Origin of the sequence: Kitasatospora sp. NPDC051170, assembly GCF_044455705.1 — a bacterium.
Taxonomy (GTDB): domain Bacteria; phylum Actinomycetota; class Actinomycetes; order Streptomycetales; family Streptomycetaceae; genus Kitasatospora.
This window is the reverse complement of record NZ_JBITFA010000002.1, coordinates 59,016-84,262: the sequence shown is the minus strand read 5'-3', so window position 1 is coordinate 84,262 and position 25,247 is coordinate 59,016. Positions and strand designations below refer to the sequence as shown.

General features: G+C 71.4%; 18 protein-coding genes. 10 read left to right on the top strand and 8 right to left on the bottom strand.

Features of this window, described 5'->3' with window-relative positions; all coding sequences use genetic code 11:
* The first annotated feature begins 198 nt into the window (after positions 1-198).
* The 9 genes from ACIBCA_RS04350 to ACIBCA_RS04310 all read left to right on the top strand — a co-directional run bounded on the left by ACIBCA_RS04350 (position 199) and on the right by ACIBCA_RS04310 (position 14,493).
* Complete coding sequence (locus tag ACIBCA_RS04350; RefSeq protein WP_396281301.1) at positions 199-1,881, top strand: ABC transporter substrate-binding protein; 1,683 nt, start codon at positions 199-201, stop codon at positions 1,879-1,881.
* Positions 1,878-2,825, top strand: a complete 948-nt coding sequence (locus tag ACIBCA_RS04345) for an ABC transporter permease (RefSeq protein WP_396281300.1) — start codon at positions 1,878-1,880, stop codon at positions 2,823-2,825. The genes ACIBCA_RS04350 and ACIBCA_RS04345 overlap by 4 nt, the downstream gene beginning before the upstream one ends.
* The gene (locus ACIBCA_RS04340; RefSeq protein WP_396281299.1) at positions 2,822-3,796 is read left to right on the top strand and encodes a carbohydrate ABC transporter permease; all 975 of its coding nucleotides are present in this window, start codon (positions 2,822-2,824) and stop codon (positions 3,794-3,796) included. The genes ACIBCA_RS04345 and ACIBCA_RS04340 overlap by 4 nt, the downstream gene beginning before the upstream one ends.
* A 115-nt stretch (positions 3,797-3,911) precedes the next feature.
* Positions 3,912-4,940 (top strand): LacI family DNA-binding transcriptional regulator, encoded by a 1,029-nt coding sequence (locus tag ACIBCA_RS04335; protein ID WP_396281298.1) that lies wholly within the window; start codon positions 3,912-3,914, stop codon positions 4,938-4,940.
* Between the two features lie 27 nt (positions 4,941-4,967).
* The gene (locus tag ACIBCA_RS04330) at positions 4,968-6,953 is read left to right on the top strand and encodes a beta-galactosidase (protein WP_396281297.1); all 1,986 of its coding nucleotides are present in this window, start codon (positions 4,968-4,970) and stop codon (positions 6,951-6,953) included.
* Positions 6,954-6,985: 32 nt separating this feature from the next.
* Positions 6,986-9,127: a glycoside hydrolase family 36 protein gene (locus ACIBCA_RS04325; protein WP_396281296.1), complete on the top strand. Its 2,142-nt coding sequence runs from the start codon at positions 6,986-6,988 to the stop codon at positions 9,125-9,127.
* Between the two features lie 171 nt (positions 9,128-9,298).
* Positions 9,299-11,089: a cellulose binding domain-containing protein gene (locus tag ACIBCA_RS04320; protein WP_396281295.1), complete on the top strand. Its 1,791-nt coding sequence runs from the start codon at positions 9,299-9,301 to the stop codon at positions 11,087-11,089.
* Between the two features lie 75 nt (positions 11,090-11,164).
* Entirely contained in the window at positions 11,165-12,676 is a 1,512-nt protein-coding gene (locus tag ACIBCA_RS04315) for a glycoside hydrolase family 43 protein (protein WP_396281294.1), read from the top strand.
* A 47-nt stretch (positions 12,677-12,723) separates the two neighbouring features.
* On the top strand, positions 12,724-14,493 hold the full coding sequence (locus ACIBCA_RS04310) for a cellulase family glycosylhydrolase (RefSeq protein WP_396281293.1): 1,770 nt from the start codon (positions 12,724-12,726) through the stop codon (positions 14,491-14,493).
* Positions 14,494-14,667: 174 nt separating this feature from the next.
* Here ACIBCA_RS04310 and ACIBCA_RS04305 read toward each other — a convergent pair whose 3' ends face one another.
* Genes ACIBCA_RS04305 through ACIBCA_RS04275 form a run of 7 tightly spaced genes read right to left on the bottom strand, consistent with a single transcriptional unit; the run spans position 14,668 to position 23,014 of the window.
* A complete protein-coding gene (locus tag ACIBCA_RS04305) occupies positions 14,668-15,924 on the bottom strand; it encodes an aspartate aminotransferase family protein (RefSeq protein WP_396281292.1) in 1,257 nt (418 codons plus the stop codon).
* Positions 15,925-15,941: 17 nt separating this feature from the next.
* Positions 15,942-17,057, bottom strand: a complete 1,116-nt coding sequence (locus ACIBCA_RS04300) for a Zn-dependent alcohol dehydrogenase (RefSeq protein WP_396281291.1) — start codon at positions 17,055-17,057, stop codon at positions 15,942-15,944.
* Positions 17,054-18,445, bottom strand: a complete 1,392-nt coding sequence (locus tag ACIBCA_RS04295; protein WP_396281290.1) for an NAD-dependent succinate-semialdehyde dehydrogenase — start codon at positions 18,443-18,445, stop codon at positions 17,054-17,056. Before ACIBCA_RS04295 ends, ACIBCA_RS04300 begins: the two co-directional genes overlap by 4 nt.
* Positions 18,446-18,471: 26 nt before the next feature.
* Positions 18,472-19,176: a transporter gene (locus ACIBCA_RS04290; RefSeq protein WP_396281289.1), complete on the bottom strand. Its 705-nt coding sequence runs from the start codon at positions 19,174-19,176 to the stop codon at positions 18,472-18,474.
* A complete protein-coding gene (locus ACIBCA_RS04285; RefSeq protein ID WP_396281288.1) occupies positions 19,173-20,567 on the bottom strand; it encodes a flavin monoamine oxidase family protein in 1,395 nt (464 codons plus the stop codon). Before ACIBCA_RS04285 ends, ACIBCA_RS04290 begins: the two co-directional genes overlap by 4 nt.
* Positions 20,551-21,486, bottom strand: coding sequence for an alpha/beta fold hydrolase (locus ACIBCA_RS04280; RefSeq protein WP_396281287.1), 936 nt, complete (start codon positions 21,484-21,486; stop codon positions 20,551-20,553). The genes ACIBCA_RS04285 and ACIBCA_RS04280 overlap by 17 nt, the downstream gene beginning before the upstream one ends.
* The gene (locus tag ACIBCA_RS04275) at positions 21,479-23,014 is read right to left on the bottom strand and encodes a flavin-containing monooxygenase (RefSeq protein WP_396281286.1); all 1,536 of its coding nucleotides are present in this window, start codon (positions 23,012-23,014) and stop codon (positions 21,479-21,481) included. Before ACIBCA_RS04275 ends, ACIBCA_RS04280 begins: the two co-directional genes overlap by 8 nt.
* Before the next feature lie 765 nt (positions 23,015-23,779).
* Here ACIBCA_RS04275 and ACIBCA_RS04270 point away from each other — a divergent pair.
* Positions 23,780-24,454: a class I adenylate-forming enzyme family protein gene (locus tag ACIBCA_RS04270; RefSeq protein ID WP_396281285.1), complete on the top strand. Its 675-nt coding sequence runs from the start codon at positions 23,780-23,782 to the stop codon at positions 24,452-24,454.
* On the opposite strand, the gene ACIBCA_RS04265 is transcribed toward ACIBCA_RS04270, so the two are convergent.
* Positions 24,451-24,981 carry a helix-turn-helix domain-containing protein gene (locus ACIBCA_RS04265; RefSeq protein WP_396281792.1) on the bottom strand — a complete coding sequence of 177 codons (531 nt, stop codon included), beginning with the start codon at positions 24,979-24,981 and terminating at the stop codon, positions 24,451-24,453. The genes ACIBCA_RS04270 and ACIBCA_RS04265 overlap by 4 nt on opposite strands.
* Positions 24,982-25,247 lie beyond the last annotated feature (266 nt).

Below are 25,247 nucleotides of genomic sequence, written 5' to 3'. Positions count from 1 at the left end.
GCGGGTTCGGCTCGGAGATCGTAGGTCGAAGCGCTTCGACGCTGACACGCTCCAAACACCGTGTCAACTCCCCAGGAAACAACTAATTTTGACTTTGTTCAGGCTCTTGCCCAACCCGTAACGCGTCGTTAGTGTCACCGAAACATCCAAGCGCTTCGACGCTCAGACCGCGCTTCGACGGAGAGGGGCTACGCCACCATGAGATCCGGATTGAACCGCAGGGGCTTTCTGACCACCGCCGCCACGGTCGCGGGGGCCGCCGCGATGGCACCCCTGCTGTCCGCCTGTGGGGGCGGCTCGACCAAGAAGGCGGGGGCGAACACCAAGGAGGGCCTGAAGGCGGCCCTGCCGGCCTACGTGCCGAACGCCAGCGCGGTCAAGCCGGACATCGCCCCCGTAGCGGGCTCGGGCGACGCCGCCACCGACCCGGCCTACCTCGCCTACCCCGCCTCTCCGCCCACCAGCGTCTCCGGCGTTCCCGGCAAGGGCGGCAGCTACACGGCGATCACCCCGCTGTGGGGCACGGCCCCGCCGGTCGGCAACTCCTTCTACCAGGCGATGAACAAGGCACTCGGGGTCGACCTGACCGTCAAGCCGACGGACGGCATCAACTACAACACCATCATCCCGACGATGACCGCCGCCAAGAAGCTGCCGGACTGGATCAACCTGCCGGCCTGGATGAACGACGCCTTCAACACCGGCGGGCTCGCCGGCGCCCAGCTCGCGGACCTGACCCCCTACCTGTCCGGCGACAACATCAAGAAGTACCCCAACCTCGCCGCCCTGCCCACCGGCGCCTGGCAGCACGGCGTCTGGGGCGACAAGCTCTACGGGATCCCCTGCTTCTCCACCAGCTTCGGCATCCCCGGCGCCACGTTCTACCGCCGGGACCTCCTCGAAGCCCGGGGCATCACCGCGGACCAGATCAAGTCCGCGAACGACCTGATGAACCTGGGCAAGGAACTGACCGACGCCAAACGGGGCGTGTGGGCCTTCGACGACGTGTGGACCTACCTCCAGTTCTCCTGGAACGTCCCCATGAGGTGGAGGGTCGACAACGGCAAGCTGGTCCACCCGTTCGAGACCCAGGAGTTCCTGGAGGCCGTCGACTGGCACTACCGCCTGGCCACCTCGGGCTACATGCACCCGGACGCGCTCGCCGGCGACGTCTCCAACGGGGCCACCCGCTTCTACAGCGGCAAGACGCTCGTCGGAGGCGGCGGACTCGGCGCCTGGAACCTGGCCGACCACCAGTCCGGCACCGCCGCGGACCCGAACTACCGGCGCGGCGCCTTCAACGCCATCACCGCCAGCGGCCAGGGCACGCCGGTGGTCTACATGGGCGCCGCCGCCAGCATGATCAGCTACCTCAACGCCGACCTGAAGCCGGAGCAGATCCAGGAGCTGCTCGCCGTCGCGAACTACCTCGCCGCGCCCTACGGAACGGCCGAGTACACCATGGTCAACTTCGGCGTCGAGGGCGTCCACCACACCCGGGTCAACGGCATGCCGACCTTCACGGAGGAGGGCAAGAAGGACGTCCAGGTGACGACCTACAACTTCCTGGCCGCTTCCGGCTCCGTGATCAGCAGCCCGGGCGGCGACCAGATCACCAAGGACTACGCGAGCTGGTCGGCCGCCAACGTCAAGTACCTCACCAAGCCGCCCTTCTGGGGCATGAACTTCAGCATGCCCCAGGCCATCGCCTCGGCATCGGCCGCGCAGAGCGTCAACGACACCCTGAAGGACTGCTACCACGGCAAGAGGAAGGTCTCCGAGCTGCAGGACGCCATCTCCAGCTGGCGCTCCGGCCCCGGGGAGCGGCTCAAGCAGTGGATGACCGACAACGTCCTCAACAAGTACGGCACAGGACAGTGAGCACCGCCGCGCCGAAACACCCGGCCGGCCCCGCGCGGCTCAGCTGGCGGACCAGGCTGCGGCGGGACAAGTCCCTCCTGCTGATGACGGTGCCCGCGGTCGTCCTGCTCCTGGTGTTCAACTACGTCCCGCTGTTCGGCATCGTCACCGCCTTCCAGGAGTACGACCCGCTGGTCGGCGTCCGGGCGAGCGAGTGGGTCGGGTTCGACCAGTTCCAGCAGTTGCTCGGCGACCCGGCCTTCTGGGCCTCGCTGCAGAACACGCTGTACCTGAGCCTCGTCCAACTGGTCCTGTTCTTCCCGGTCCCGATCGCCCTCGCCCTGCTGCTCAACTCGGTGATCAGCGAACGCATCCGCAACTTCTTCCAGTCCGTGGTCTACCTGCCGCACTTCTTCTCATGGGTGCTGGCGGTCACGATCTTCCAGCAGATGCTGGGCGGCGCCGGCGTGCTCAACCAGTTCCTGCGCCAGCACTCCATCGCCACCTGGGACATCATGACCAACCCGGACACCTTCGCGCTGCTGGTCACCTCCCAGGCGGTCTGGAAGGAGGCGGGCTGGGGGATCATCGTCTTCCTCGCGGCGCTCAGCGCGATCAACAGCGAGCTGTACGAGGCCGCGGCCGCCGACGGCGCGGGCCGGCTCCGGCGGATGTGGCACATCACGCTGCCGGGCCTGCGCGGGGTGATCGTGCTGATGCTGGTCCTGCGCCTGGGCAACGCCCTGTCCGTCGGATTCGAGCAGTTCCTGATCCAGCGCGACGCCGTCGGCCACGACGCCGCGGACGTCCTGGACACCTTCTCCTTCTACTACGGCATCGCCACCGGCGGCTACAGCTACGGCGCGGCGGCCGGGCTCTTCAAGAGCGTGGTCTCGCTGCTGCTCATCTGGGGCGCCAACAAACTGGCGCACGCCTTCGGCGAGGACGGGCTGTACCGCACATGACGAACGCACTGACCATCAGCTCCCGGGGCGAGAAGCGCCGCACCGCGACAGCGGCCGCCCGCCGCCGGGCCCGCTCCGCCCGTCCGCCCTGGGAGGAGCCGCCCACCGCCGTCGGCCAGGCGGCCAAGGGAATCACGCTCGGCGGGACGCTCGCCGTCATCCTGGTCCCGCTCTACATCATCGTGCTGACCAGCTTCTCCACCCCCGGGGCGATCAACCGGGCCGGCGGCCTGGTGATCTGGCCGGACGGCCTCACCACCGAGACCTACCGCCAGATGCTCGGCGACTCGACGATCGTCACCGCGCTGGGGGTGAGCCTCGGGATCGCCGTGGTCGGCACCGCGGTGTCCATGGTCGTCTCCGTCCTGTGCGCCTACGGCCTCTCCCGGTCGCGTTCCCTCGGGCACCGCTTCATCCTGATGCTGCTGATCATCACGATGTTCATCAGCGGCGGACTGATCCCCAGCTTCCTGGTCGTCACGGGCCTCGGCGGCTACGGCCAGTGGTGGGCGCTGATCCTGCCCGGCGCGGTCTCCGTCTTCAACATCCTGGTGCTGCGCTCCTTCTACCAGGACACCTCCTCCGAACTCATGGACGCCGCCCGGATGGACGGCGCCGGCGAGTGGCGCATCCTGTGGTCCGTCGTGCTGCCCACCTCACGCGCCGTCACCGCCGTCACCGCGCTGTTCTACGCCGTCGGGTACTGGAACTCCTTCTTCAACGTCATGCTCTACATGCCGACGGAAAGTCAGAAGTGGCCGCTGCAGTACGTGCTGCTGACCTACGTCAACCGGGCCAACGGCCTGCCCGGTTCGGTCAACGCCGGCTTCGGGGAGACCCACGCCCAGACCGCACCGCTGTCGCTGCAGATGGCGGTCGTGGTCCTCACCCTGGTACCACTGGTGATCGTGTACCCGTTCGTGCAGAAGCACCTGCGTACCGGTGTCCTCACCGGGGCGATCAAGGGCTGAGCCCGTCCGCTCCGGGCCCCCGCCGGCCCCCACCGGCCGGGAGTGGTCCCCCGCGGACCTCCTCGTCGCACGACCGGGACCGCTCCCACCGGAACCGACAGAAGGAAGCAGAGCGATGGTGACACTCGCCGATGTGGCCAGGCACGCCGGCGTCTCGTCCAGCACGGTCAGCTACGCCCTCAGCGGCAAACGCCCCATCTCCGACGAGACCAGGACCCGCATCGAACGGGCCATCACCCACCTCGGTTACCACCCCCACGCGGGCGCCCGGGCCCTGGCCGGCAAACGCTCGCACATCATCGCCCTGGTCGTACCGCTCCACCCCGAGGTCCACGTCCCCACCATGATGGAGATCGCCATCGCCGTCACCGTCGCGGCCCGCGAACACGGCTACGACGTCCTGCTCCTCACCAACGACGAAGGGCCCGAGGGGGTCCGCCGCGTCGCCGCCACCGGCCTCGCCGACGGCGTCATCCTCATGGACGTCCGCCTCGACGACGACCGCATCCCCGTCCTACACGCCCAGGACATCCCCGCCGCCCTCATCGGCCTGCCCGACGACCCCACCGGACTCTCCTGCGTCGACCACGACTTCGCCACCGCCGGCGCCCTGTGCGCCGACCACCTCGCCGACCTCGGCCACCACCACATCGCCTTCATCGGCTACAGCACCGCCACCTACCGCCGCCACGCCGGCTACGCCGAACGCACCCTCAACGGCTTCCGCACCCGCGCCCAAGCACGCGGCCTGCGCTTCCTCCACCGCCCCTGCGAAGGCACCTACGAGAGCACCGCCGGCACCCTCGCCCGCATCCTCGCCGACCGCCCCGACACCACCGGGTTCGTCGTGCAGAACGAGGCCGCGATCGGCCCGCTGCTCAGCCTGCTGCGCGCCAGCGGACGCACCGTACCGGAAGACGCCTCCGTCATCGCCATCTGCCCCGACCCCCTCGCCGAACAGCACTCCCCCCGCCTCACCTCCGTCACCAGCCCCCAAAAAGACCTCGGACACGTCGCCGTCGAACAGGTCATGGCGAGGATCACCGCCCGCGCCGCAGGCAAGGACCCGCAGGACCAACTCCTCCTGATGCCACCGCAACTGCGGCTCCGCGAAAGCACCGCCCCTGCCCCGCACCACAGTTGACACCCTTCACGGAAGGACGGCCACCTCATGGACCTGCAACGGCTCACGGACCGCCTCGGCGGCCTCGCCTTCGGCGGGGACTACAACCCCGAGCAGTGGCACGCCCAGGTCTGGAAGGAGGACGACGAGCTGATGCGCCACGCGCGCGTCAACCTCGCCACCGTCGGCGTCTTCTCCTGGGCCCTCATGGAACCCGAGGAGGGCCGCTACGACTTCGACTGGCTCGACGCCCATCTCGACCGGCTGCACGCGGCCGGAGTCGCCGTCGACCTGGCCACCCCCACCGCCTCCCCACCGCCCTGGTTCACCCTGGCCCACCCGGACGCCCTCACCGTCCGCCCCGACGGCGCCCGCCTGACCCACGGCAGCCGGGACACCTACTGCCTCACCGCGCCCGCCTACCGCCGCGCCGCCCGCCGCATCGCCGGCGCCCTCGCCGAACGCTACGGCGACCACCCCGCGCTCGCCCTGTGGCACGTCCACAACGAGTACGTGACCCTCTGCCACTGCGACCACACCGCCGCCGCCTTCCGGGTCTGGCTGCGCGCCCGCCACGGCTCCCTCGACGCCCTCAACGAGGCGTGGGGAACGGCCTTCTGGAGCCAGCGCTACACCTCGTGGGAGCAGATCCTGCCGCCCCGCGCCACCCAGTGGCACCACAACCCCGGCCAGAGCCTGGACTACAGCCGCTTCTGGTCCGACGAGACCCTCGCCGCCTACCGCGAGCAGCGCGACGCGATCCGCGCCCACAGCGACCGCCCGGTGACCACCAACCTCATGCTCCCCGGCTACCAGAACCTCGACCTGTGGGCCTTCGGCCGCGAGGTCGACCTGGTGACCGTCAACCACTACCCCGGCGCCCCCGGCGTCGACGCCGCCGCCCACGCCGCCTTCGACGCCGACCGGGCCCGCTCGATCGCCGGCGGCGCGCCCTGGCTGCTGATGGAATCGGGCACCAACACCGTCTACGCCGAAGGGCGCGTCCTCCCCAAGGAGCCCGGGGACATCCTGCGCCACTCCCTCGCCCACATCGCCCGGGGCTCCGAGGGCGCGCTGTTCTTCCAGTGGCGCCAGTCCCGCGCCGGCGCCGAGCAGTGGCACTCGGCGATGGTCCCGCACGCCGGACCGGACAGCCGCATCTTCCGCGAGGTCACGGCCACCGGGGAGGCCGTCGCCCGGCTCGGCGAACTCGCCGGCTCCACCGTCCGCGCCGAGGTCGCCGTCCTGCACGACTCCGACGCCTGGTGGGCCCTGCGGGCCGACGGCCTCCCCTCGCCCGAACTCGACTACTACGCCGCCCTGCGCCGCGCCCACCGGGCCCTGTGGGACGCCGGCCGGACGGTCGACTTCGCCCACCCCGGGCACGACCTGAGCCGCTATCGGCTGGTCATCGCCCCGGCGCTTTTCCTGCTCTCCGATGTGAACGCTCACAACCTTCGCCGCTACGTCGCCGGCGGCGGAACCCTGCTGGTCCAGCACTTCAGCGGCGTGGTCGACGAGAACCTCCGGTCCCGGCTCGGCGGCTACCCGGCCGCGCCCCTGCGCGAGACCCTCGGCATCCGGTCCGAGGAGTACCGCCCGTTGCGCCGTGACGAGGCGATCACGCTCTCCGACGGCTCGACGGCCTCCTCCTGGAGCGAGTCCCTGCGCACCGAAGGCGCCGAGGCGCTCGCCGCCTACACCCACGGCCCGCTCGCCGGCAGCCCGGCCCTGACCCGCCACGCCTTCGGCTCCGGCCACGGCTGGTACCTCTCCACCCGCCTCGACGACCCCGGCTACGCCGCCCTGGTCGAGCGGCTCCTCGCGGAAGCCGGGGTCGCCCCCGACCTGCCCGGCCTGCCGCGCGGCGTCGAGGCCGTCACCCGGCACGCCCCGGACGGCCGCGCCTGGCACCTGCTGATCAACCACCGGCCCGTGGCCGTACCGCTTCCGCAGCCGGGCCACGACCTGCTCACCGGTACGACCCTCGGCGAACTGCCGCCCGACGGCTGCGCGGTCCTGCGCGCACGCTGACCCCCGCCGTGTCTCCCCTTCGAGGAAGCAGCATGACCGACCCGCACGAGACGATCCGCTGGGGCCACGACGCCCTGGAGCTGGAGATCGCCCTGGACGAGCAGGGCGCCGCCCGCCTGGTGCACCTCGGCGCGCTGGGTGAGAAGGGGGCGGCCCCGCGCCCCGGCGCACCCCTTCCACTGGTGGAGGTGACGACGGCCGACCTCGGCCGTTACTGGTCCGGCCGGCACCTCGTCAACACCGTCCTCGGCGGGCGGCTGCGCCACCGCTCCCACCACGCGACCCGGGACGGCGACTGGCACCTGCTCACCGTCGAACTCCACGAGCCCGAGACCGGCCTGACCGCCGTGGCGCGCTACCGGTCCCCGGACGGCCTGCCGGTGCTGCGCAGCGAGGTGCTGCTTCGCAACGACGGGCCGCGCACGCTGCACCTGGAGTCGGTCTCCTCGCTCGTGGCGGGCTGCCTCACCGGGGGCGGCGCCGAGGCCCTGGACGCCGCCGACCTGCTGTGGGCGGAGAACGAGTGGTTCGCCGAGTGCCGCTGGCAGCGCCGGCCGCTGCGGGCCTCCTCGCCCGAGCGCAGCGGCCGCTTCCACACAACCTCCGGGCGCAGCACCGAGGTCCTGGCCGGGCGGGGCGTGTGGTCCAGCTGCGGGCACCTGCCGATGGGCGGCCTGACGGACCGCGCGTGCGGCCGCACCTGGCTGTGGCAGATCGAGCACAACGGCGGGGGCTGGCGCTGGGAGTGCGGCGTGCGCGACGACACCGCGTACGCGGCGCTGTACGGGCCCGAGGACGCCGACCACGGCTGGCGGCACCCGCTGGAGCCCGGTGCCGAGTTCCGTACCGTACCGGTGGCGCTGGCGTTCTGCGCCGACGGCGGCCCGGACGCGGCCTTCGCCGCCCTCACCCGCTACCGCCGGGCCACCCGGCGCCCGCACCCCGACCACGAGCGACTGCCGGTGATCTTCAACGACTATATGAACTGCCTGATGGGCGACCCCACCACGGCGAAGCTGCTGCCACTGGTGGACGCCGCCGCCGAGGCGGGGGCGGAGTACTTCGTCATCGACGCCGGCTGGTACGACGACGGCGGCAACTGGTGGAGCTCCGTCGGGGCCTGGGAGCCGTCGGCCTCCCGCTTCCCCGGGCCGAAGGGCATCCACGAGGTCCTGGACCGCATCCGGGAGCGCGGCATGGTCCCCGGCCTGTGGCTGGAGCCGGAGGCGGTCGGGGTGTCCAGCCCGCTGGCCGAGTCGCTGCCGGAGGAGGCGTTCTTCCGCCGCGACGGCCTGCGGGTGGAGGAGGGCGGCGGCCGCTACCACCTGGACCTGCGCCACCCGGCCGCCCGCGCCCATCTGGACGCCGTGGTGGACCGCCTGGTCGGCGACTGGGGTGTCGGCTACCTCAAGCTCGACCACAACACCGACCCGGGCTCCGGCACCAGCAGTGGCCCCGGGGAGGCCCCGGCGGCCGGTCTGCTCGGCCACAACCGCGCCCAACTCGCCTGGCTCGACGGCATCCTGGACCGCCACCCGGACCTGGTGATCGAGAACTGCGCCTCCGGCGGCATGCGGATGGACCACGCCCTGCTGTCCCGCCTCCAGCTCCAGTCCACCAGCGACCAGCAGGACCTGCTGCGCTACCCGCCGATCGCGGCGGCGGCCCCCACCGCCGTCACCCCGGAGCAGGGCGCCGTCTGGGCCTACCCACTGCCCGAGGACACCCCCGACGAGGTCGCCCTCACCATGGCCGGCGCGCTGCTGGGCCGCATCCACCTCTCCGGCCGGCTCACCGAACTTCCCCCGCGCTCCCGGGAGCTGGTCCACGAGGCGGTGGCCGTCCACAAGGCGATCCGCGCCGACCTGCCACAGGCGGTGCCCGCCTGGCCGCTCGGGCTCCCGGGCTGGGAAGACCCGTGGCTCGCCCTGGCGCTGCACACCCGAGCCACCACCTATGTCACCGCCTGGCGGCGCTGGGGCGAGGAGCCCGTCAGGGACCTCGCCCTGCCCCACCTGCTCGGCGCCGACGTCCGCGCCGAGGTGCTCTACCCGTTCGACAGCAAGGCGTCGGCCACCTGGCACCCGGACACCGCCGCCCTGGCCCTGACCCTGCCGGCGGCCCCGTCCGCCGTCCTGCTGCGCCTCACCGTGCCTCCGAACGAAAGGAGTTGACGATGCGTCAGCAGCTCGCGCGCGGCCCTCCGCGCCGACCCGCGTTCCGAGGAAGCAGTTTCGCGTCCGGGCCCGGTCCGCTGGAGTCGCACGGGCCCCCTGCCGTCCAGTCCGCGGGAGTTCGTACCCCCACTCGAACCCCTCGCACCCCCACCCCCTGGAGGGACGCACGTGAAATGGTCAGCCCGTACGTGTCATGATCGCGCCATAGCTGCCGCGGCAGCCCTGGCGCTGGCGTTCACCGGCGCGATCGCCGCCGTGGCGCCGCACGCCACCGCCGCACCGACCCCCGTCAGCGCGAACTCCGTGTCGGTGTCGGTCGACGCCGCCCTGAACCTCGCCGACATCCCCGCCACCGGCGTCGGCGTCAACATCCCGGTCTACGACGCCGCCATGAACTCCGGCGCCACCCCCGGCCTCCTCAGCACGGCCGGCATCAACACCGTCCGCTACCCCGGCGGCAGCCACTCCGACGTCTACCACTGGAAGACCGGCACCGCCGAGGGCGGCGCCTACGTCGCCCCGAACACCGGCTTCGACGCCTTCATGGGCACCGTGCGCGCCGCCGGAGCGCAGCCGATCATCACCGCCAACTACGGCTCCGGCACCCCCCAGGAGGCCGCCGACTGGGTCCGGTACGCCAACGTCACCAAGGGCTACGGCATCAAGTACTGGGAGATCGGCAACGAGGTCTACGGCAACGGCGAGTACGGCGCCACCTGGGAGTACGACACCCACAGCAGCAAGAGCGCCACGACCTACGCCAACAACGTGCTCCAGTACGTCTCGGCGATGAAGGCGGCCGACCCGAGCGTGAGGATCGGCGCCGTGCTGGCCACCCCCGGCTACTGGCCGGACGGCATCGTCGGCCCGGGCGACACCCAGGACTGGAACCACACCGTCCTGTCGATCGCCGGCTCGAAGATCGATTTCGCCATCGTGCACGCCTACCCCACCAGCACCAGCCCCGCCGACCTGCTCACCAAGCCGCAGGCCCAGAACGCCGACATCACCGGCACCGTACGCTCGCTGATCAACCAGTACGCCGGCTCCAACGCCCCCAACGTCGGCATCGCCGTCACCGAGGCGAACGCCCAGGCGTACCTGGACACCTCCCCCAACGGACTGTTCGCGCCGGACAACTACCTGACCTGGCTGGAGAACGGCGCGTTCAACGTCGACTGGTGGGACCTGCGCAACGGCACCGACTGCACCAAGGTCACCACCGTCGAAGGCGCCACCGACTACGCCGACGGCGGCATGGTCTCCAGCGGCTCCCCCTGCGAGCTGGCCGCCAACACGCCCTTCCCCGCCTACTACGGCATCCAGATGATCAGCAGGCTGGGCACGCCCGGGGACACCCTGGTCAAGACAGCCAGCTCGTCCACGCTGCTCACCGCGCACGCCGTCCGCCGCGCCGACGGCGACGTGGACGTCATGCTGATCAACAAGGACCCGAACAACGACGCCGCGGTGAACCTCTCGTACAGCGGGTTCACCCCCTCCTCCGCCACCCCGACCGTCCACTCCTACCTCAAGAACGCCCACGGGATCGGCACCGCCCAGAGCGGCAGCCCAGGCACCCAGACCGTGCCCGCCTACGGCATCACGGTCGTACAGATGCACCCGACCGACGCGCCCTGCCGGGTCGTCTATTCCAAGAGCGAGTGGCCGGGCTCCCCGGGCGTCGCGGTCGCCAACCTGACCGTCGTCAACAACGGCCTCGGCCAGGTAAACGGCTGGTCCCTCGGCTTCACCTTCCCCGGTGACGACACCATCACCAGCGCCTGGAACGCCACGGTGTCGCAGAGCGGCCGCAACGTCACCGCCCAGAACGTCTCCTACAACCCCTCCGTCCCACAGGGCGGCAACGTCCAGTGGGGCTTCCGGGCCACCTGGTCCAGCAGCAACGCCAACCCGACCGCCTTCCGGTTCAACGGCGCCTCCTGCGCGATCGGCTGAACCACCGAGCCGGTGGTGCCCCGGGCGGTCCCGGGGCACCACCCGCCCCATGAACCACCGAAAGGAACCGACCGCGTGTCCGTCCAGCCCGAGCCCACCGGCACCGTCCCCAACCCGGTGATCCCCGGTTTCCACCCCGACCCCAGCGTCTGCCGCGTGGGCGACGACTACTACCTCGCCTGCTCCAGCTTCGAGTACTTCCCCGGCATCCCGGTCTTCCACAGCCGCGACCTGGTGAACTGGGCGCAGCTCGGCAACGCCCTCGACCGGCCGAGCCAGCTGCGCCTGCCGCTGGAGTCGCCGTCCTCCGGCGGGATCTACGCCCCGACGCTGCGCCACCACGACGGCCGGTTCTGGCTTATCGTCACCAACGTCAGCGGTGACGGCAACCTGCTCTTCACCGCCACCGACCCGGCCGGCCCCTGGTCCGACCCGGTCCGGCTGCCCGGCGTCCACGGCATCGACCCGGACCTCGCCTGGGACGAGGACGGCACGTGCTACTGCACCGTCGCGGGCGTCTCCCAGGTCCGCCTCGACCCGGCCACCGGCGAGACCATCGGCGAGCCGCAGCGGATCTGGTCCGGCGCGCCCGGCGCCATGGCCCCCGAAGCACCGCACCTGTACCGGATCGGCGAGTACTGGTACCTGCTGATCGCCGAGGGCGGCACCGAGCGCGGCCACGCCGTCTCCATCGCCCGCGGCACCTCGCCCTCCGGCCCGTTCGAGCCCTGCCCGGCCAACCCGGTGCTGACCCACCGCGGCATCGACAGCCCCGTCCAGAACACCGGGCACGCCGACCTCGTCCAGGCTCCCGACGGCTCCTGGTGGATGGTGCTGCTCGCCGTCCGGCCGCGCGGCGGCACCCCCGCCTGGTACGTGCTCGGCCGGGAGACCTTCCTCGCCCCGGTCGAGTGGGTGGACGGCTGGCCGGTGGTCGGCCGGGTCACCACCGAACTGCCGCTCCCGGCCTGGCCGTTGCACCCCGTGCCCGCCGTACCGGCCCGGGACGACTTCGACCAGGCCGAGCTGCACCCCCAGTGGATCTCGGTACGTCGGCGCACCGAGCAGCTGTGCACCACGAAGGAACGTTCCGGCTGGCTCACCCTGCGCGCCGCCGGTGCCTCCCTCGACGAGCCCGACGTGGTGTTGGTCGGCCGCCGCCAGCAGCACCTCGGCTGCCGCGCCCGCACCCTGGTCGATCCCACCGAGGGGCGCGGCGGCCTCGCCGTCCGCATGGACGAGGACCACCACTACGAGATCGAGGCGGCCGACGGCGAGGTGAAGGTCCTCGCCCGGATCGGCTCGCTGCGCACCGAGGTCGCCTCCCGTCCGGTGCCCGCCGGAGCCGTGGTGCTCGGCGTGGACGTCGTCCCGCGCGAGACGCGAGGCCCGCGCACCGGCCCCGACGACGTCGTCCTCGGCGTCGAGGAGCCCGACGGCACCTTCACCGTGCTCGCCGCCCTCGACGGCCGCTACCTCTCCACCGAAGTGGCCGGCGGCTTCACCGGCCGGGTCATCGGCATGTACGCCGCCGAAGGCACCGTCCACTTCGACCGGTTCGACTACGAGCCCCTCCCGCTCCCCTGACCACCCGTCAGGGGCTCCCCCACCCCGTTCACCCGAAGGGACGACCCGTGAACACCGCACGACACACCTCCCGCCCGCTCGCCCGCCGCCTCCACCGCACGGCCGGCCTCGTGGTGGCCCTGGTCACCACCGGCGCCCTCTGCGGCGGCACGGCGATCGCCGCCCCCGCCGACAGGGCCCCGTCCGCCGACAAGGCCCCGTCCGCGGCCGAGGCCGCCGGGGCCAGGGTCCCGAACGACCCGATGGCCGCCGTCGCCCGGATGCAGCCCAGCTGGAACCTCGGCAACACCCTCGACGCCATCCCCGACGAGACCTCCTGGGGCAACCCCCTCACCACCAAGGCCACCTTCGACGGCCTCAAGGCCCAGGGCTTCCGCAGCGTCCGCATCCCCGTCACCTGGTACCCCCACCAGTCCGACACGGCCCCGTTCACCATCGACCAGGTGTGGATGAACCGGGTGAAGCAGGTGGTCGACCTCGCCCTGGCGGACGGCCTGTACGTGGAGATCAACGTCCACCACGACTCGTGGAAGTGGATCGCCGCCATGTCCACCGACCACGACACCGTCATGGCGCGGTTCAACTCCACCTGGCAGCAGATCGCCACCACCTTCAAGGACGAGCCGCGCACGCTGCTCATGGAGAGCATCAACGAACCGCAGTTCTCCAACGCGACCGACGCCCAGAAGACCCAGTACCTGCGCGAGCTCAACACCTCGTTCCACAGCATCGTCCGCAACTCCGGCGGCAGGAACAAGGACCGCCTGCTCGTCCTGCCCTCGGAGGAGACCAACAACACCCAGCACTGGCTGGACGACCTGTCCACCACGATGAGTTCGCTGAACGACCGCAACCTGGTCGCCACCGTGCACTACTACAGCTGGTACCCGTTCAGCGTGAACATCGCGAACGGCCCGACCTACGACGCGAAGGCCCAGTCGGACCTGACCGAGGGCTTCGCCCGGGTGCACGACACCTTCGTCGCCAAGGGCGTCCCCGTCTACCTCGGCGAGTACGGCCTGCTCACCTCGCCCTACTCCGGTGTGGTCGAGCGCGGCGAGATGCTCAAGTACTTCGAGCACGTCAACTACGAGGCGCGGCGCAACGGCATGACCTCCGCCGTCTGGGACGCCGCCAACGACTTCCTGAACCGCGGCACCATGCAGTGGATGGTCCCCGAGATGAAGGACCTGATCCAGACCTCCTGGCGGACCCGCTCGGGCACCGCCTCCACCGACAACCTCTTCCTGCCGAAGTCCGGCCCCATCGCGGCCCAGACCATCACCCTCAACCGCAACGGCCAGTGGTTCGCCGGCCTCTGGCAGGGCGACCGCCCGCTCATCCCCTTCCTCGACTACACCCTCGACGGCGACCAGCTCACCCTGACCGCCGACGCCCTCACCCGCCTCGCCGGCGACCGCGCCGCCGGGACCAACGCCACCCTCGAGGTCCGCTACTCCGACGGCGTCCCGTGGAAGCTCTTCGTGCGCTCGTACGACAAGCCGACCATGGCCAACGCCACCGGAACGCTCGACGGGCTCACCATCCCCACCCGGTTCAACGGCTCCCTGATGGCCAACGTCCAGTCCACCTACGCCGACGGCACCGCCGCCGGTCCCGCGTCCTGGACCACCTACCAGTCGTTCGACAACCTCCGCGCCGACTACGGCGCCGGCACCACCACCCTCAAGCCCGACTACGTCAAGTCCCTCAAGGACGGCGTCCCGGCGACGTTCACCTTCCGCTTCTGGACCGGCGACACCGTCACCTACACCGTGACCAGGACCGGCAACACGATCACCGGCACCGCCTCCTGACCCCAGTCCCCGCCCCGGCCCCTCCTGCGGCCGGGGCGGGGCCACCGGCGTGTACTCCACCGTCCACCACGACCGGTCCGTGGAGACCTGCACCGATGCGGCAAAGGCGATCACGACGGTGACGAGCCTGCCGGGGTCCAGTGCCCCGCCCAGGCGTTGGGCTCGTAGTCGTCGTCAGAACCTTCTGAGGAGCCGGTCGAGGGCCTCGGCCGTCGCCTCGATGTCGGCGGTCGTGTGCGCCGTGCTGAGGAAGACCTTGCCGGACGGCATGAAGAGGAAGCCCCGGCGCAGCATCCCTTCGAGGATCACGGTCCAGAGCCCACCGGTCCCGTGGAGCCCGGTGGCCCCGCCGGCGGGGACGTACTGGAGGAGCGAGCCGACCCGGTTGAAGCGGCCGAAGTCGTGGGACGCGCCGAGAGCGCCGCCGACGAGGGCCTCGAACTCGGAAGAGACCCTTTCGAGCTGCTCGTAGACCGCCGGATCGGCCAGGACGCGCATCGTCGCCTCGACGGCTGCCAGGGCGATCGGGTTGGCGTTGAAGGTTCCGGCGTGCACCACGCCGGCCGTCACCTGGTCGATCAGCTCCGCTCGGCCGACGACGGCGCTCTGGGTGAAGCCTCCGGCCATCGCCTTTCCGAAGACGGACAGGTCGGGCAGCACGCCGTACTTCTCGGCCGCCCCGCCCCGTGCGATCCGGAATCCGGCGATCACCTCGTCGAAGACGAGGGCGACGCCGTGCCGGTCGCAGAGGGTGCGCAGCGTCGACAGGAATTGCGGTGCGGGTGCTTCGACGCCGGCGTTGCTCATCACCGGGTCGACGAGCACGGCCGCGATGTCCCGCTCGGCCGCCTCGCTCAGCAGGCGCTCGGCCAGAGGTACGTCGTTGAAGCGCGCCACGACCAGGTCGTCCAGCACGCTGGCCGACTGCCCCGGCCCGCCGGGGGTCGCGGGGCGATCGCAGTCGTCCTCGGACATCCCGGCGTACACGGTGTCGTGCCAGCCGTGGTAGCTCTTGGCGAACTTGAGGACGCGGCGCCGCCCGGTGGCGGCGCGCGCGAGGCGGAGCGCGACCTGGACCGCCTCGGTCCCCGTGTTGCTCCACAGCAGTCGCTCGCCGTGCGGGACGGCCTCCAGGACCGCCTCCGCCGCGAGGTATTCCAAGGGGTGGCCGGTGCCGACGACCTGCATCTTCGTCGCGACGTCGGACACCGCAGACACCACGCGCGGGTCGCCGTGCCCGAGGACGAGCGGGCCCCAGGCCATCACGTAGTCGGTGTACCGGTCGCCGTCGAGGTCCCACACGTGGGCGCCGCGTGCCTCCCGCACGAAGAGCGGGTGGGGAGGCATCGCGGCGCGCAGGCCGGACCCCACACCGCCGCCGATGCTGCGGCGAGCCCGCTCGAAGGCCAGGCGGGACGATTCCAGGGCCATGCGATTGCCACTGCCTTTCAGTACGTGATCACCGAGCGGATGCCGATGCCGCGCTTCAGTTGGTCGAAGCCTTCGTTGATGTCCTTCAGGTCGATCACGCGCGTCACGAGGGAGTCGAGGTCGATCCGGCCGTCCAGGTAGTGGTCGATCAGCAGGGGGAAGTCCGAATCCGGCTTGCTGGAGCCGTAGTTCGACCCGATGAGGGAGAGCTCCTGGTCGGACATGACGAACGGGTCGATGGAGATCCGCACACCGTCCGCCACCTGCCCGGCGACCACAGCCGTGCCGCCTCGGGCGAGGACCGCGTAGGCGGCCTCGATGGTGCGCGGCAGCCCGATGGCCTCGATGGCCACCTCCACGCCGCGTCCGTCGGTGAGTTGGGAGATCCGCTCGGCGAGGTCCTCGCTGCGGTTGTTGATCACGTGGGTGGCGCCGAAGCGGCGGGCCTGCTCGAGCTTCTCGTCGGAGACGTCCGCGGCGATGATCCTCCGGGCGCCGACGAGCCGGGCGCCCTGGATCGCGTTCAGGCCGACGCCGCCGCAGCCGAGGACCAGCACGGTGTCGCTCGGACGCACCTTGGCGGTGTTGACGGCCGCGCCGACGCCGGTGGTGACGGCGCATCCGACCAGGGCGGCCTGGGGGAACGGGGCGTCCTGGCGGACGGCGATCGCCGCCGACTCGGGCACCAGGGTGTACTGCCCGAACGTTCCCAGGCCGGCGAAACTGTAGACGTCGCCCCCGTCCGCGGACGTGACGCGGGATCGGCCGTCGAACGACAGGTGGTTCGCCGAGTGCCGGCTGACCAGGTCGCACAGGACCGGCCTGCCGCCGACGCAGTGGCGGCAGCGGCGACACGACGGCGTCCACGACAGCACCACGTGGTCGCCCTGCTCGAGGGTCGTGACGCCTTCGCCGACGCGCTCGACCGTCCCGGCCCCTTCGTGGCCGAGGATCATCGGCGACGGCACCTCCCACTCGCCGACCAGCGCGTGGAGGTCGCTGTGGCACAGCCCGCTCGCTCCGAGCCGCACGAGCACCTCGCCGGGCGGGGGCGTCGAGGGGAGGGAGACCCGCTCGACGGTCAGCGGCGCGCCCGGGGCCCGGAGGACGGCGGCGTCGAACTCGATGGTCATGACGGGTTTCCTCCCGTGGGCTGCGCCGGGCGGGTCGCGGCGGTGCGGATGAGCTTGCGGTTGGCGAACTCGTCGATTCCGGCCCGGCCCAGTTCCCGGCCGAAGCCGGACCGCTTGACCCCGCCGAAGGGCAGTTCGGCGCCTTCGAGGCCGACGCCGTTGACGAAGACCATGCCCGCGTCGATCCGGTCGGCGACGCGTGCCGCCTGGTCGGCGTCGGTCGTGAACAGGTAGGAGCCCAGTCCGTACGGTGTGGCGTTCGCCAGTTCGACCGCCTCGTCCTCGGACCGGGCCCGGTGGAGGATCGCGACGGGGCCGAAGAGCTCCTCGGCGGCCGTGGGCGAGGTCGGCGACACGTCCGTCAGGACGCCGGGCGGGAAGTGCGCCCCTTCGCGCTGCCGTGCGGAGATGAAGGTCGCTCCGTGGTCGATGGCTCGCTCGACCTGTTCCTCGAGGTACTCGGCGGCGGCGACCGAGGACAGCGGTGCCAAGCCGTCGGTCATGGCGAGCACCCTGTGGGTGAACGCGTCGAGGAAGGCGTCGTAGAGGTCGTCGGCGACGATGAACCGCTTCGCGCCGTTGCACGCCTGCCCGGTGTTCTCGAACCGGGCCTCGACCGCCGCCCGGACGGTGGCGTCGAGGTCGTCGGTCGACAGCACGATGAAGGGGTCCGAGCCGCCCAGTTCGAGCACCACCTTCTTGAGGCTGCGCCCGGCCTGCGCGGCGACCTCCGCGCCGGCCCGCTCCGAACCGGTGAAGGAGACCCCCTGCACCCGGGGGTCCGCGATGGCGACGGCGATCTGCTCGCGGGTGGCGTAGACGTTGACGTAGCAGCCCTCGGGAGCGCCGGCGTCCGCGAACACCTGCTGGAGTGCAGCGGACGACTCCGGACACTGCGACGCGTGCTTGAGCACGATGGTGTTGCCCAGCGCGAGGTTGGGCGCGGCGAACCGGGCCACCTGGTAGTACGGGTAGTTCCAGGGCATGATCCCCAGCAACACGCCGATCGGCTGGCGGCGGATGAGAGCGGTGCCCTCTCCTCCCAGGAGCTCGATCGGCTCGTCGGCGAGGAACGCCTGCGCGTTCTCGGCGTAGTACCGGTAGATGGAGGCGCTGAACTCGACCTCCGCGAGGGCCTGTTCCAGCGGCTTGCCCATCTCCCGCCGGATGATCGCGGCGAGCTGCGCGCTGCGCTCCTCGTGCAGGTCGGCGACGGCGCTCAACAGCCAGGCGCGCTGGGTGAGGGAGGTCTGCCTCGACCAGTGCGGGTAGGCCTTCGCCGCCGCGTCGAGCGCCCCGTCGACGGCCTCGTCCGTCGCGGTGGGGTACTCCTTGACCACCGTGCCGTCGGCGGGGTCCACCACCGCGTACACGTGCCTGTTCGCCATCCTGACTCCTTCTTCGTGTGCGGGGTTCATGCGAGGGCGCCGGTCGCGCGGGCCGGCTTCGCGTCGGGGGCCACGTTGCGGTCGTGCAGCACGCGGTAGGCGCGGAAGTAGACGAATATCTGGGTGCCCCACGTGGCCAGCGCGGCGGTGTAGAAGATCGCGCGGTTCGCGTCGTCGAACGGCAGGGGGAAGAAGTCGTAGGTGATCGCGATGGTGGTCCCGGCGGCCGTGACCAGTGCCGTCGCGACCGCCGGCCACCTCGCGCCCGCCTGCCAGAGCCGCTTGACGAAGTACCCGAGGAAGACCGCCGTGAGGAGATTGACGACGACGTAGAACACGGCGACGTAGAACGCGGCGCGGTCGGTGTGGAGGTCCGCGCCGTGGAACGGCCGGAGGAACAGGCCGGCCACGACCGCGGCTCCGAACACGGCGATGTCGACGCCTCGGCTCGGTCTGTAGCGATGGGTGACCATCATCAGACCCATGATCAGGATGACCGTGATGCCGACGGACCTGGAGAAGGCGTCGAAGAAGTAGGCCACGTCGTACAGGACGCTGCCGGGATCGGCGCCCAGCAGCGACCAGACCAGGAAGTTGCTGCCCGACGTCGCGACCACCATCGTCTCGAGGCCGAGGAGGTAGTTGCCGTAGCGGCGGATGAACGTCCAACCGTAGAAGTAGCCGGAGAAGATCATCCACAGGTCGGCCAGCAGGAACAGCGTCTCCTTCATCTCGACGCCCCCTCTTGGACGTCGCGGGACAGGAGGGTGGCGACGTTCTCGGCGGTGCGCCGGCCCGTCAGGACCGCGCCGTTCATGGTGCCGGCCCACTCACCGGCGGTTTCGGTGCCCGCCCAGTGGATGCGCCCGTGGGGCTCGGTGAGCGCCCGGCCGTAGCTCACGGTCGCGTGGGGGCCGGCGACCGGGTGGGGGCCGCCCGGGGCGAACGGCTCCGCTCCCCAGCGGTGGTCCAGGTAGTCGATCGGGGTGCGGGCCTGCGGACCGTAGAGGTCGACGAGTTGCTGGACGACCAGGTCGCGTCGGGTCTCGGGGCTGAAGCCGTCGAAGACGCGGGGATCGCAGAAGGCCATCAGGACGCCCGGTCCGGCAGGGGTGGGGGACACGTCGAAGGTGATGAACACGGTCCCGGTGTCGGTCACCGCCTCGCCGGAGCAGCCGTCGGCCCGCCAGAAGGGCTTGTCGTAGGCCACGAAGGCCTTGCTGAGGACGCCCATGCGCCAGGTCCGCGTGAGCCCCTCGGCCCGCTCGGGCAGGGCGGGTTCGTACGCGATGGTGGCGCGGTGCGCCGGGGCGGCCGTGACGATCGCGTATCCCGCGTGGATCTCGCCGGAGTCGGTGTGGACGGTGACGCCGTCGCCGTCCTGCGTGATGCGGCGCACCGGCGTCTCCAGCCGCACGCGGTCGCCGAGCCGCTCCGCCACCCGCTTGGCGATCTCCTGGGTGGTTTCGACGAACCGGTCCTCGTTCGCTCCGCCCTCGACGTCCAGCATGTGGTTGAGCCCGCCCGCTGCACGGATGTAGCGCAGTACGTGCAGCAGGGAGACGTCTCCCGGGGTGCAGCCCCACTGCACCTTGCTGACGATGGTCATCAGCGCCCGGGTGCTGGGCAGTGCGTTCTTCCGGTCGAGCCACTCGCCGAACGAGACGGCGTCGAGCCGGCCCGCCCCGGGCGTCTCCCACGGGGCGCTCACGTCGACGGTCGCGACCAGCTTGCTCACCGCCGTCTGCATGCGGGCCATGTCCACCAGGGTCGCGGGGGAGACCTTGGGAATGGTGCCGCTGTAGGTGCGGCGCCGGCCCGCCAACCACAGCACGTTGCGCCCCTGGTCGAACTGGCCGGTGGTGGTACACCCCATCCGGTTCGCGAGGTCCCGGATGGCGGTGTGCTGTCGTGACACCCACGTCGCTCCGAGGTCGACCTTCACGCCTGCCACCTCGCCGGAGAGCGATCGGCCGCCGACCCGGTCACGGCCCTCCACGACCAGGACCGAGCGGCCCTCGCTCGTCAGCCGTTCGGCGGCGCTCAGGCCGGCGAAGCCGGCGCCGACGATCACGACGTCGACCGCGGCGTCCCCGGAACGGGTTTCACGAGATCCGGACATGGTTACCTCCTTCGCCCACGCGGGCCGCGTGCTGCGCGATGTACTGGGTGACGGGGCCGACGAGGGCCTCGGGGATGTGGTGTCCCATGCCGGGGACGACCACGTGCTGCGCCGAGCGGATCGCCCGTGCGGTCGCGGTGCCGCCGCTCGGGTCGACCAGCGGATCCCGGTCACCGTTGATGACCAGCGTCGGTGCGGTGATCGTGCTCAGCTGGGCCGTCCGGTCCCCGGAGCGCTGGATGGCCTGGATCTGGCGCGCCACGCCGGCCGCCGGGTCGCCGGCGCTGCGGTCCCAGCCGCGCGCCGCGATGGCCGCCTCGGCCGCGTCGTCGATGGGGTACCCCCTTCCCGCGACGTGGCCGGTGAGCCGCAGGTGGGCCCGGACCGCCTCGGTCCTGGTCCGGGCCGGCGGGGCGGCGAGCAGCCGGATCGTCGACAGCGCCGGCCGGCCGGCCTTCTTCGCCCCGGTCGTCGAGTAGAGGGACGTCAGCGACAGCACGCGCTCGGGCGCCGTGGCCGCGAGGGTCTGCGCGATCATCCCGCCCATCGACCGCCCGACCACGTGGGCCCGGGCGATCCCGAGGTGGTCGAGGACGCCGACGGCGTCCTGGGCCATGTCGGCCAGCGCATAGGCGTCGCCGCGCGGGCACGCGGCGATCTGCCGCCAGAGCGCGGGAGGGGGTGCGTCGACGAACGTCGACCGGCCGACGTCGCGGTTGTCGATCGCGACGACCCGGAAGCCGCGGGCGACGAGCGCGTCGAAGAACGGCTCGGTCCAGAAGGTGAGGTCCTCGCCCATGCCGGCGATGAGCAGGATGGCGGGGTCGGTCCGGTCGCCGTGGTCGCGGAAGCAGATCGTCAGCCCGGAGGGCAGGGCCGCGTACTGGTCCGCGCCGGCCACGCCGCTGGAGTCAGGCACGGGTCGCTCGCCCCCCGTCGGACGGCTGCGCGACCCGGCGGGCGCTGCCGAACACGAGGTTGTCGTCGGCGACCGGTCCGCGCAGCGCCTTGGCGTCCTCGGGGTAGGACAACGCCATCCGCCAGGGCTTCTCGAGGCCCTGCTTGGGGAGCACGCTCTCGGCGCGCTTGGCGTAGCCGGCCTTCAGGTCCATCACCGGCCTGCGTTCCGTCCCGGGCTGGGCGACCGGGACCACCCGGTCGTACCCGTGGGCGTCCATGTGCCGGACGAGGTCGATGAAGTAACGGCACATCAGGCTCACCTTGAGCGTCCACGACGACGTGGTGTAGCCGATCGCCATCGCCCAGTTGGGGATCCCGCTCAGCAGCATCCCGCGGTAACAGACCGCGTCCGCGAGGTCGACGTCCTGGCCGTCGACCACGATCGGCATGCCGCCGAAGAGCTGCAGGTTCAGCCCCGTCGCGGTGACGACGACGTCGGCCTCCAGCTCCTCGCCCGAGCCGAGCACGATGCCGCGCCTGCTGAACCGCGTGATCGTGTCGGTGACGACGCTCGCGTGACCGTCCTTGATCGCGTCGAAGAAGTCGCCGTCCGGGGCCAGGCACAGCCGCTGGTCCCACGGGTCGTACGGCGGGTTGAAGTGCTTGTCGACGTCGAACCCCTTGGGCAGCCGCTTGCGGTTCTCGTGCCGGATCAGCCGTCGCCCGGCCTTCGGGAACGTGCGCAGTCCCTTGACGACCGCGCGGTCGAGCCAGATGTTCTTGAACCGCGTCGCGGCGTACCCGCGTTCCTCGCCGAGCACCTTGGTGAGCGTCAGGGCGAGCTTGTCGACGCGCGGCAGGGCCAGCACGTACGTCGGGGTCCGCTGCAGCATCGTCACGTGCCGGGCGGCGCCCGGCCCGGTGGCCATCGACGGCACCAGGGTGATCGCGGTCGCGCCGCTGCCGATGACGACGACCTTCTTGCCGCTGTAGTCCAGGTCCTCGGGCCAGTGCTGGGGATGGACGACCGCGCCCTCGAAGTCCTCCTGCCCGGGGAAACGGGGAGAGAAGCCCTCGTCGTACCGGTAGTAGCCGGTGGCCGCGAACACCCATCCGGCGCGGACGGTCTTCGTCGCGCTCGGCCCGCCGGCGGGGTCCGCCACCTCCACCGTGAGGGTCCACCGGCGGTCGGGCGAGGACCATTCGGCCCGGACGACCCGGTGGCGCAACCTGATGAGGGGCTCCAGCCGGTTCTCCTCGGCCGTCTCCCGGAGGTAGTCGCGGATCAGCGGCGCGTCGGCGATCGCTGCTTCGTGGCGCCACGGCTTGAACTCGTAGCCGAAGGTGTGGAGGTCCGAGTCCGAGCGGATGCCCGGATAGCGGAAGAGGTCCCAGGTGCCGCCGATGTTGTCGCGGCCCTCGAGTACGAGCAGGGACTTGCCGGGGAGTTCCCGGCTGAAGTAGCTGGCCGCACCGATTCCGGAGATGCCCGCTCCGATGATGACCACGTCGAACTCCTCGACGGTGTCGAGCACCTTGGTTGTCATGGCGTTTCCTCGCTGTTCCCGGGGTCGTGACCTCACTGTCGCCAACCGTGGCCACGAGCGGGAACGACAGCGCGCACCGTCCTTGCGCCAGACCTGGTGCACCACGCACAAGCCGGCCGCGCGATGCCGCCACCCTTGTGGCGCCCCCGTCGGCGTGATAGAGCTTTGCGTCGTTTACCGCTACTAAACCCTCCCGGCGAGTTCGCCGTGAACGACAGCCTCGCGGTCCCCGGCCCGGCGGGGCCGGTCCGTTCGGTGGTCGCCGACTCCGTCGCTCTCTCGGCCACAGCCGGCCCGGCGCAAGCGCTCGTCCTGCGGAAGCGGACGTGCCTCCCGACCGCCTACCAACGACTCGATGCGAAGGTCCCCCATGAGTGAGCACGGCACGACGGCCGAACTGGCCGAGCGGGTGCGGAACTTCGTCGCCGAGGAGGTCCTCCCCGTCGACGACGCGTTCGACGGCGACGTCCAGGCCGCCGGAGGAGAGTCGCTGCGGACCCGGCTGCAGGGCCTGGCACGGGAGCGCGGTCGACACCTTGGTCCGCCTCGGCCGCGCGACCGGCGGGGCCGAGATCGCCGCGGTCGTCGACTGGGAGCTGTCCACCATCGGCGACCCGGTGGCCGACGTCGCCCTGATGTGCGCCTACCGTGACCGGGTCTTCGACCTCATCGTCGGCGCGCCCAGCGGCGTCCCGCTCCGCGACTGGGAGTTCCACCTCGCCCTGGCCTACTTCAAGATCGGCGTCATCGCCGCGAGTTACGCCGGTGCCGTCGGCCACCGTGGAGGCGTTCCAGGAACGGTTCGGCCACTACCTCCACAACGTCTGGGGGATGACCGAGACCACCGCGGGCGGCATCGCCGTGCCCCCGGGACGGCACGCGCGCCTCCACGCGGCCGACGGCACCCTCTCGGTGGGCGTGCCCACCCCCGGTGTCGCCGTGCGCGTCGTCGACGCCGAAGGCACCAGCCTGCCCTGCGGGACCGCCGGCGAGCTCGAGATCTCCGCGCCCCAGGTGATCTCCGGCTACTGGGAGAAGCCCGACAGCTCCGCCGCCGCCCTCCCCCGGGGGCGCCTGCGCACCGGCGACGTCGCCGTCCTCGACCCGGACGGCTGGGTCTACCTGGTCGGCCGGCTCAAGGACCAGATCAACACCTCCGGCTACAAGGTGTGGCCCCGGGAGGTCGAGGACGCCCTCTACCAACACCCCGCGGTCTTCGAGGCCGCCGTCGTCGGGGAACCGGACGCCTACCGCGGCGAAGCCGTCGTCGCCCACGTGTCCCTCACGCCGGGGGCCACCACGACCGCGGACGAGCTCCACGCCTTCGTGCGCGGCCGCCTGGCCGCGTACAAGAGACCGCGCCGCTTCCACCTCATCGACGAACTCCCCAAAACCGCCACCGGCAAGATCCGCCGCGAGGAGCTGCGCAAACGGAGCTAAGACAGCCCTCGGGCGGCGCGCAGGAGCGGGGGCGACACCACCCACAGGACCTCGCTCGCCATCGGCCCCGGGTTGTCGAACTGGTGCAGCACCTCGCCGGAGAACGAGGTGGACGCGCCGGCCGACAGCATCCGGGTCTCGCCACCGACGACCAGGCGGGTGGAGCCGCTCAGCCCCAGCGCGAAGACGGTCCCCGGGCCGAGCCGATAGGGGCCACCGGTGCCCCCACCCGGTTCGATCACCGAGCGGAAGACCTGGAACTCCGTGGTGCCGGCAGGAGTCAGCAGGTACTCGACGACGCCCTCGCCGCCCATATCGATCCGGCTCCCGCCCTGCACGACCGGCTCGTCCGGGTAGTCGAACAGCTCGCCCACCCCGATCCGCAGCACCTCGCAGATTCGCAGCAGCGTCGGGACGGACACGCTGGTGAGGCCATGCTCCAACTGACTCAGAAAGCCCTTGGTGACGCCCGCCCGGTGCGCGACCTCTGTCAACGACAACCCTCGACCGGCCCTGATCTCCCTCAGCCGCGGACCTGCGGAGCCTTCGGGGGCGGGCGAGCCCTCCGGCGCCCCGTCGGTCGTCCTGCTGCCGTCGATGTCCGTTCACCGCCTGTCCCAGAGCCGAGGCCGCCCGGCCGGCGGGTGGCCGGCCGACTCCGACGAGCCCCTCCGTAGGACGAGGCTAGGTCACGTTGGGCGCCGCCCCTCCTCCCTCCCCCTCCTCCCTCCCCCACCGCCGGTGCCGCGGCGCACGCCGGGTGCACTGGCTTCTCGAGATCAGGAGCAGACTT

Bases quoted from the DNA above. Each gene is read 5' to 3' on its own strand.
- ACIBCA_RS04300 (WP_396281291.1), bottom strand. From the start codon at position 17,057: ATGACCATCGAGTTCGACGCCGCCGTCCTCCGGGCCCCGGGCGCGCCG.
- ACIBCA_RS04290 (WP_396281289.1), bottom strand. From the start codon at position 19,176: ATGAAGGAGACGCTGTTCCTGCTGGCCGACCTGTGGATGATCTTCTCC.
- ACIBCA_RS04335 (WP_396281298.1), top strand. From the start codon at position 3,912: ATGGTGACACTCGCCGATGTGGCCAGGCACGCCGGCGTCTCGTCCAGC.
- ACIBCA_RS04305 (WP_396281292.1), bottom strand. From the start codon at position 15,924: ATGGCCCTGGAATCGTCCCGCCTGGCCTTCGAGCGGGCTCGCCGCAGC.
- ACIBCA_RS04285 (WP_396281288.1), bottom strand. From the start codon at position 20,567: ATGTCCGGATCTCGTGAAACCCGTTCCGGGGACGCCGCGGTCGACGTC.
- ACIBCA_RS04295 (WP_396281290.1), bottom strand. From the start codon at position 18,445: ATGGCGAACAGGCACGTGTACGCGGTGGTGGACCCCGCCGACGGCACG.
- ACIBCA_RS04340 (WP_396281299.1), top strand. From the start codon at position 2,822: ATGACGAACGCACTGACCATCAGCTCCCGGGGCGAGAAGCGCCGCACC.
- ACIBCA_RS04325 (WP_396281296.1), top strand. From the start codon at position 6,986: ATGACCGACCCGCACGAGACGATCCGCTGGGGCCACGACGCCCTGGAG.
- ACIBCA_RS04275 (WP_396281286.1), bottom strand. From the start codon at position 23,014: ATGACAACCAAGGTGCTCGACACCGTCGAGGAGTTCGACGTGGTCATC.
- ACIBCA_RS04330 (WP_396281297.1), top strand. From the start codon at position 4,968: ATGGACCTGCAACGGCTCACGGACCGCCTCGGCGGCCTCGCCTTCGGC.
- ACIBCA_RS04350 (WP_396281301.1), top strand. From the start codon at position 199: ATGAGATCCGGATTGAACCGCAGGGGCTTTCTGACCACCGCCGCCACG.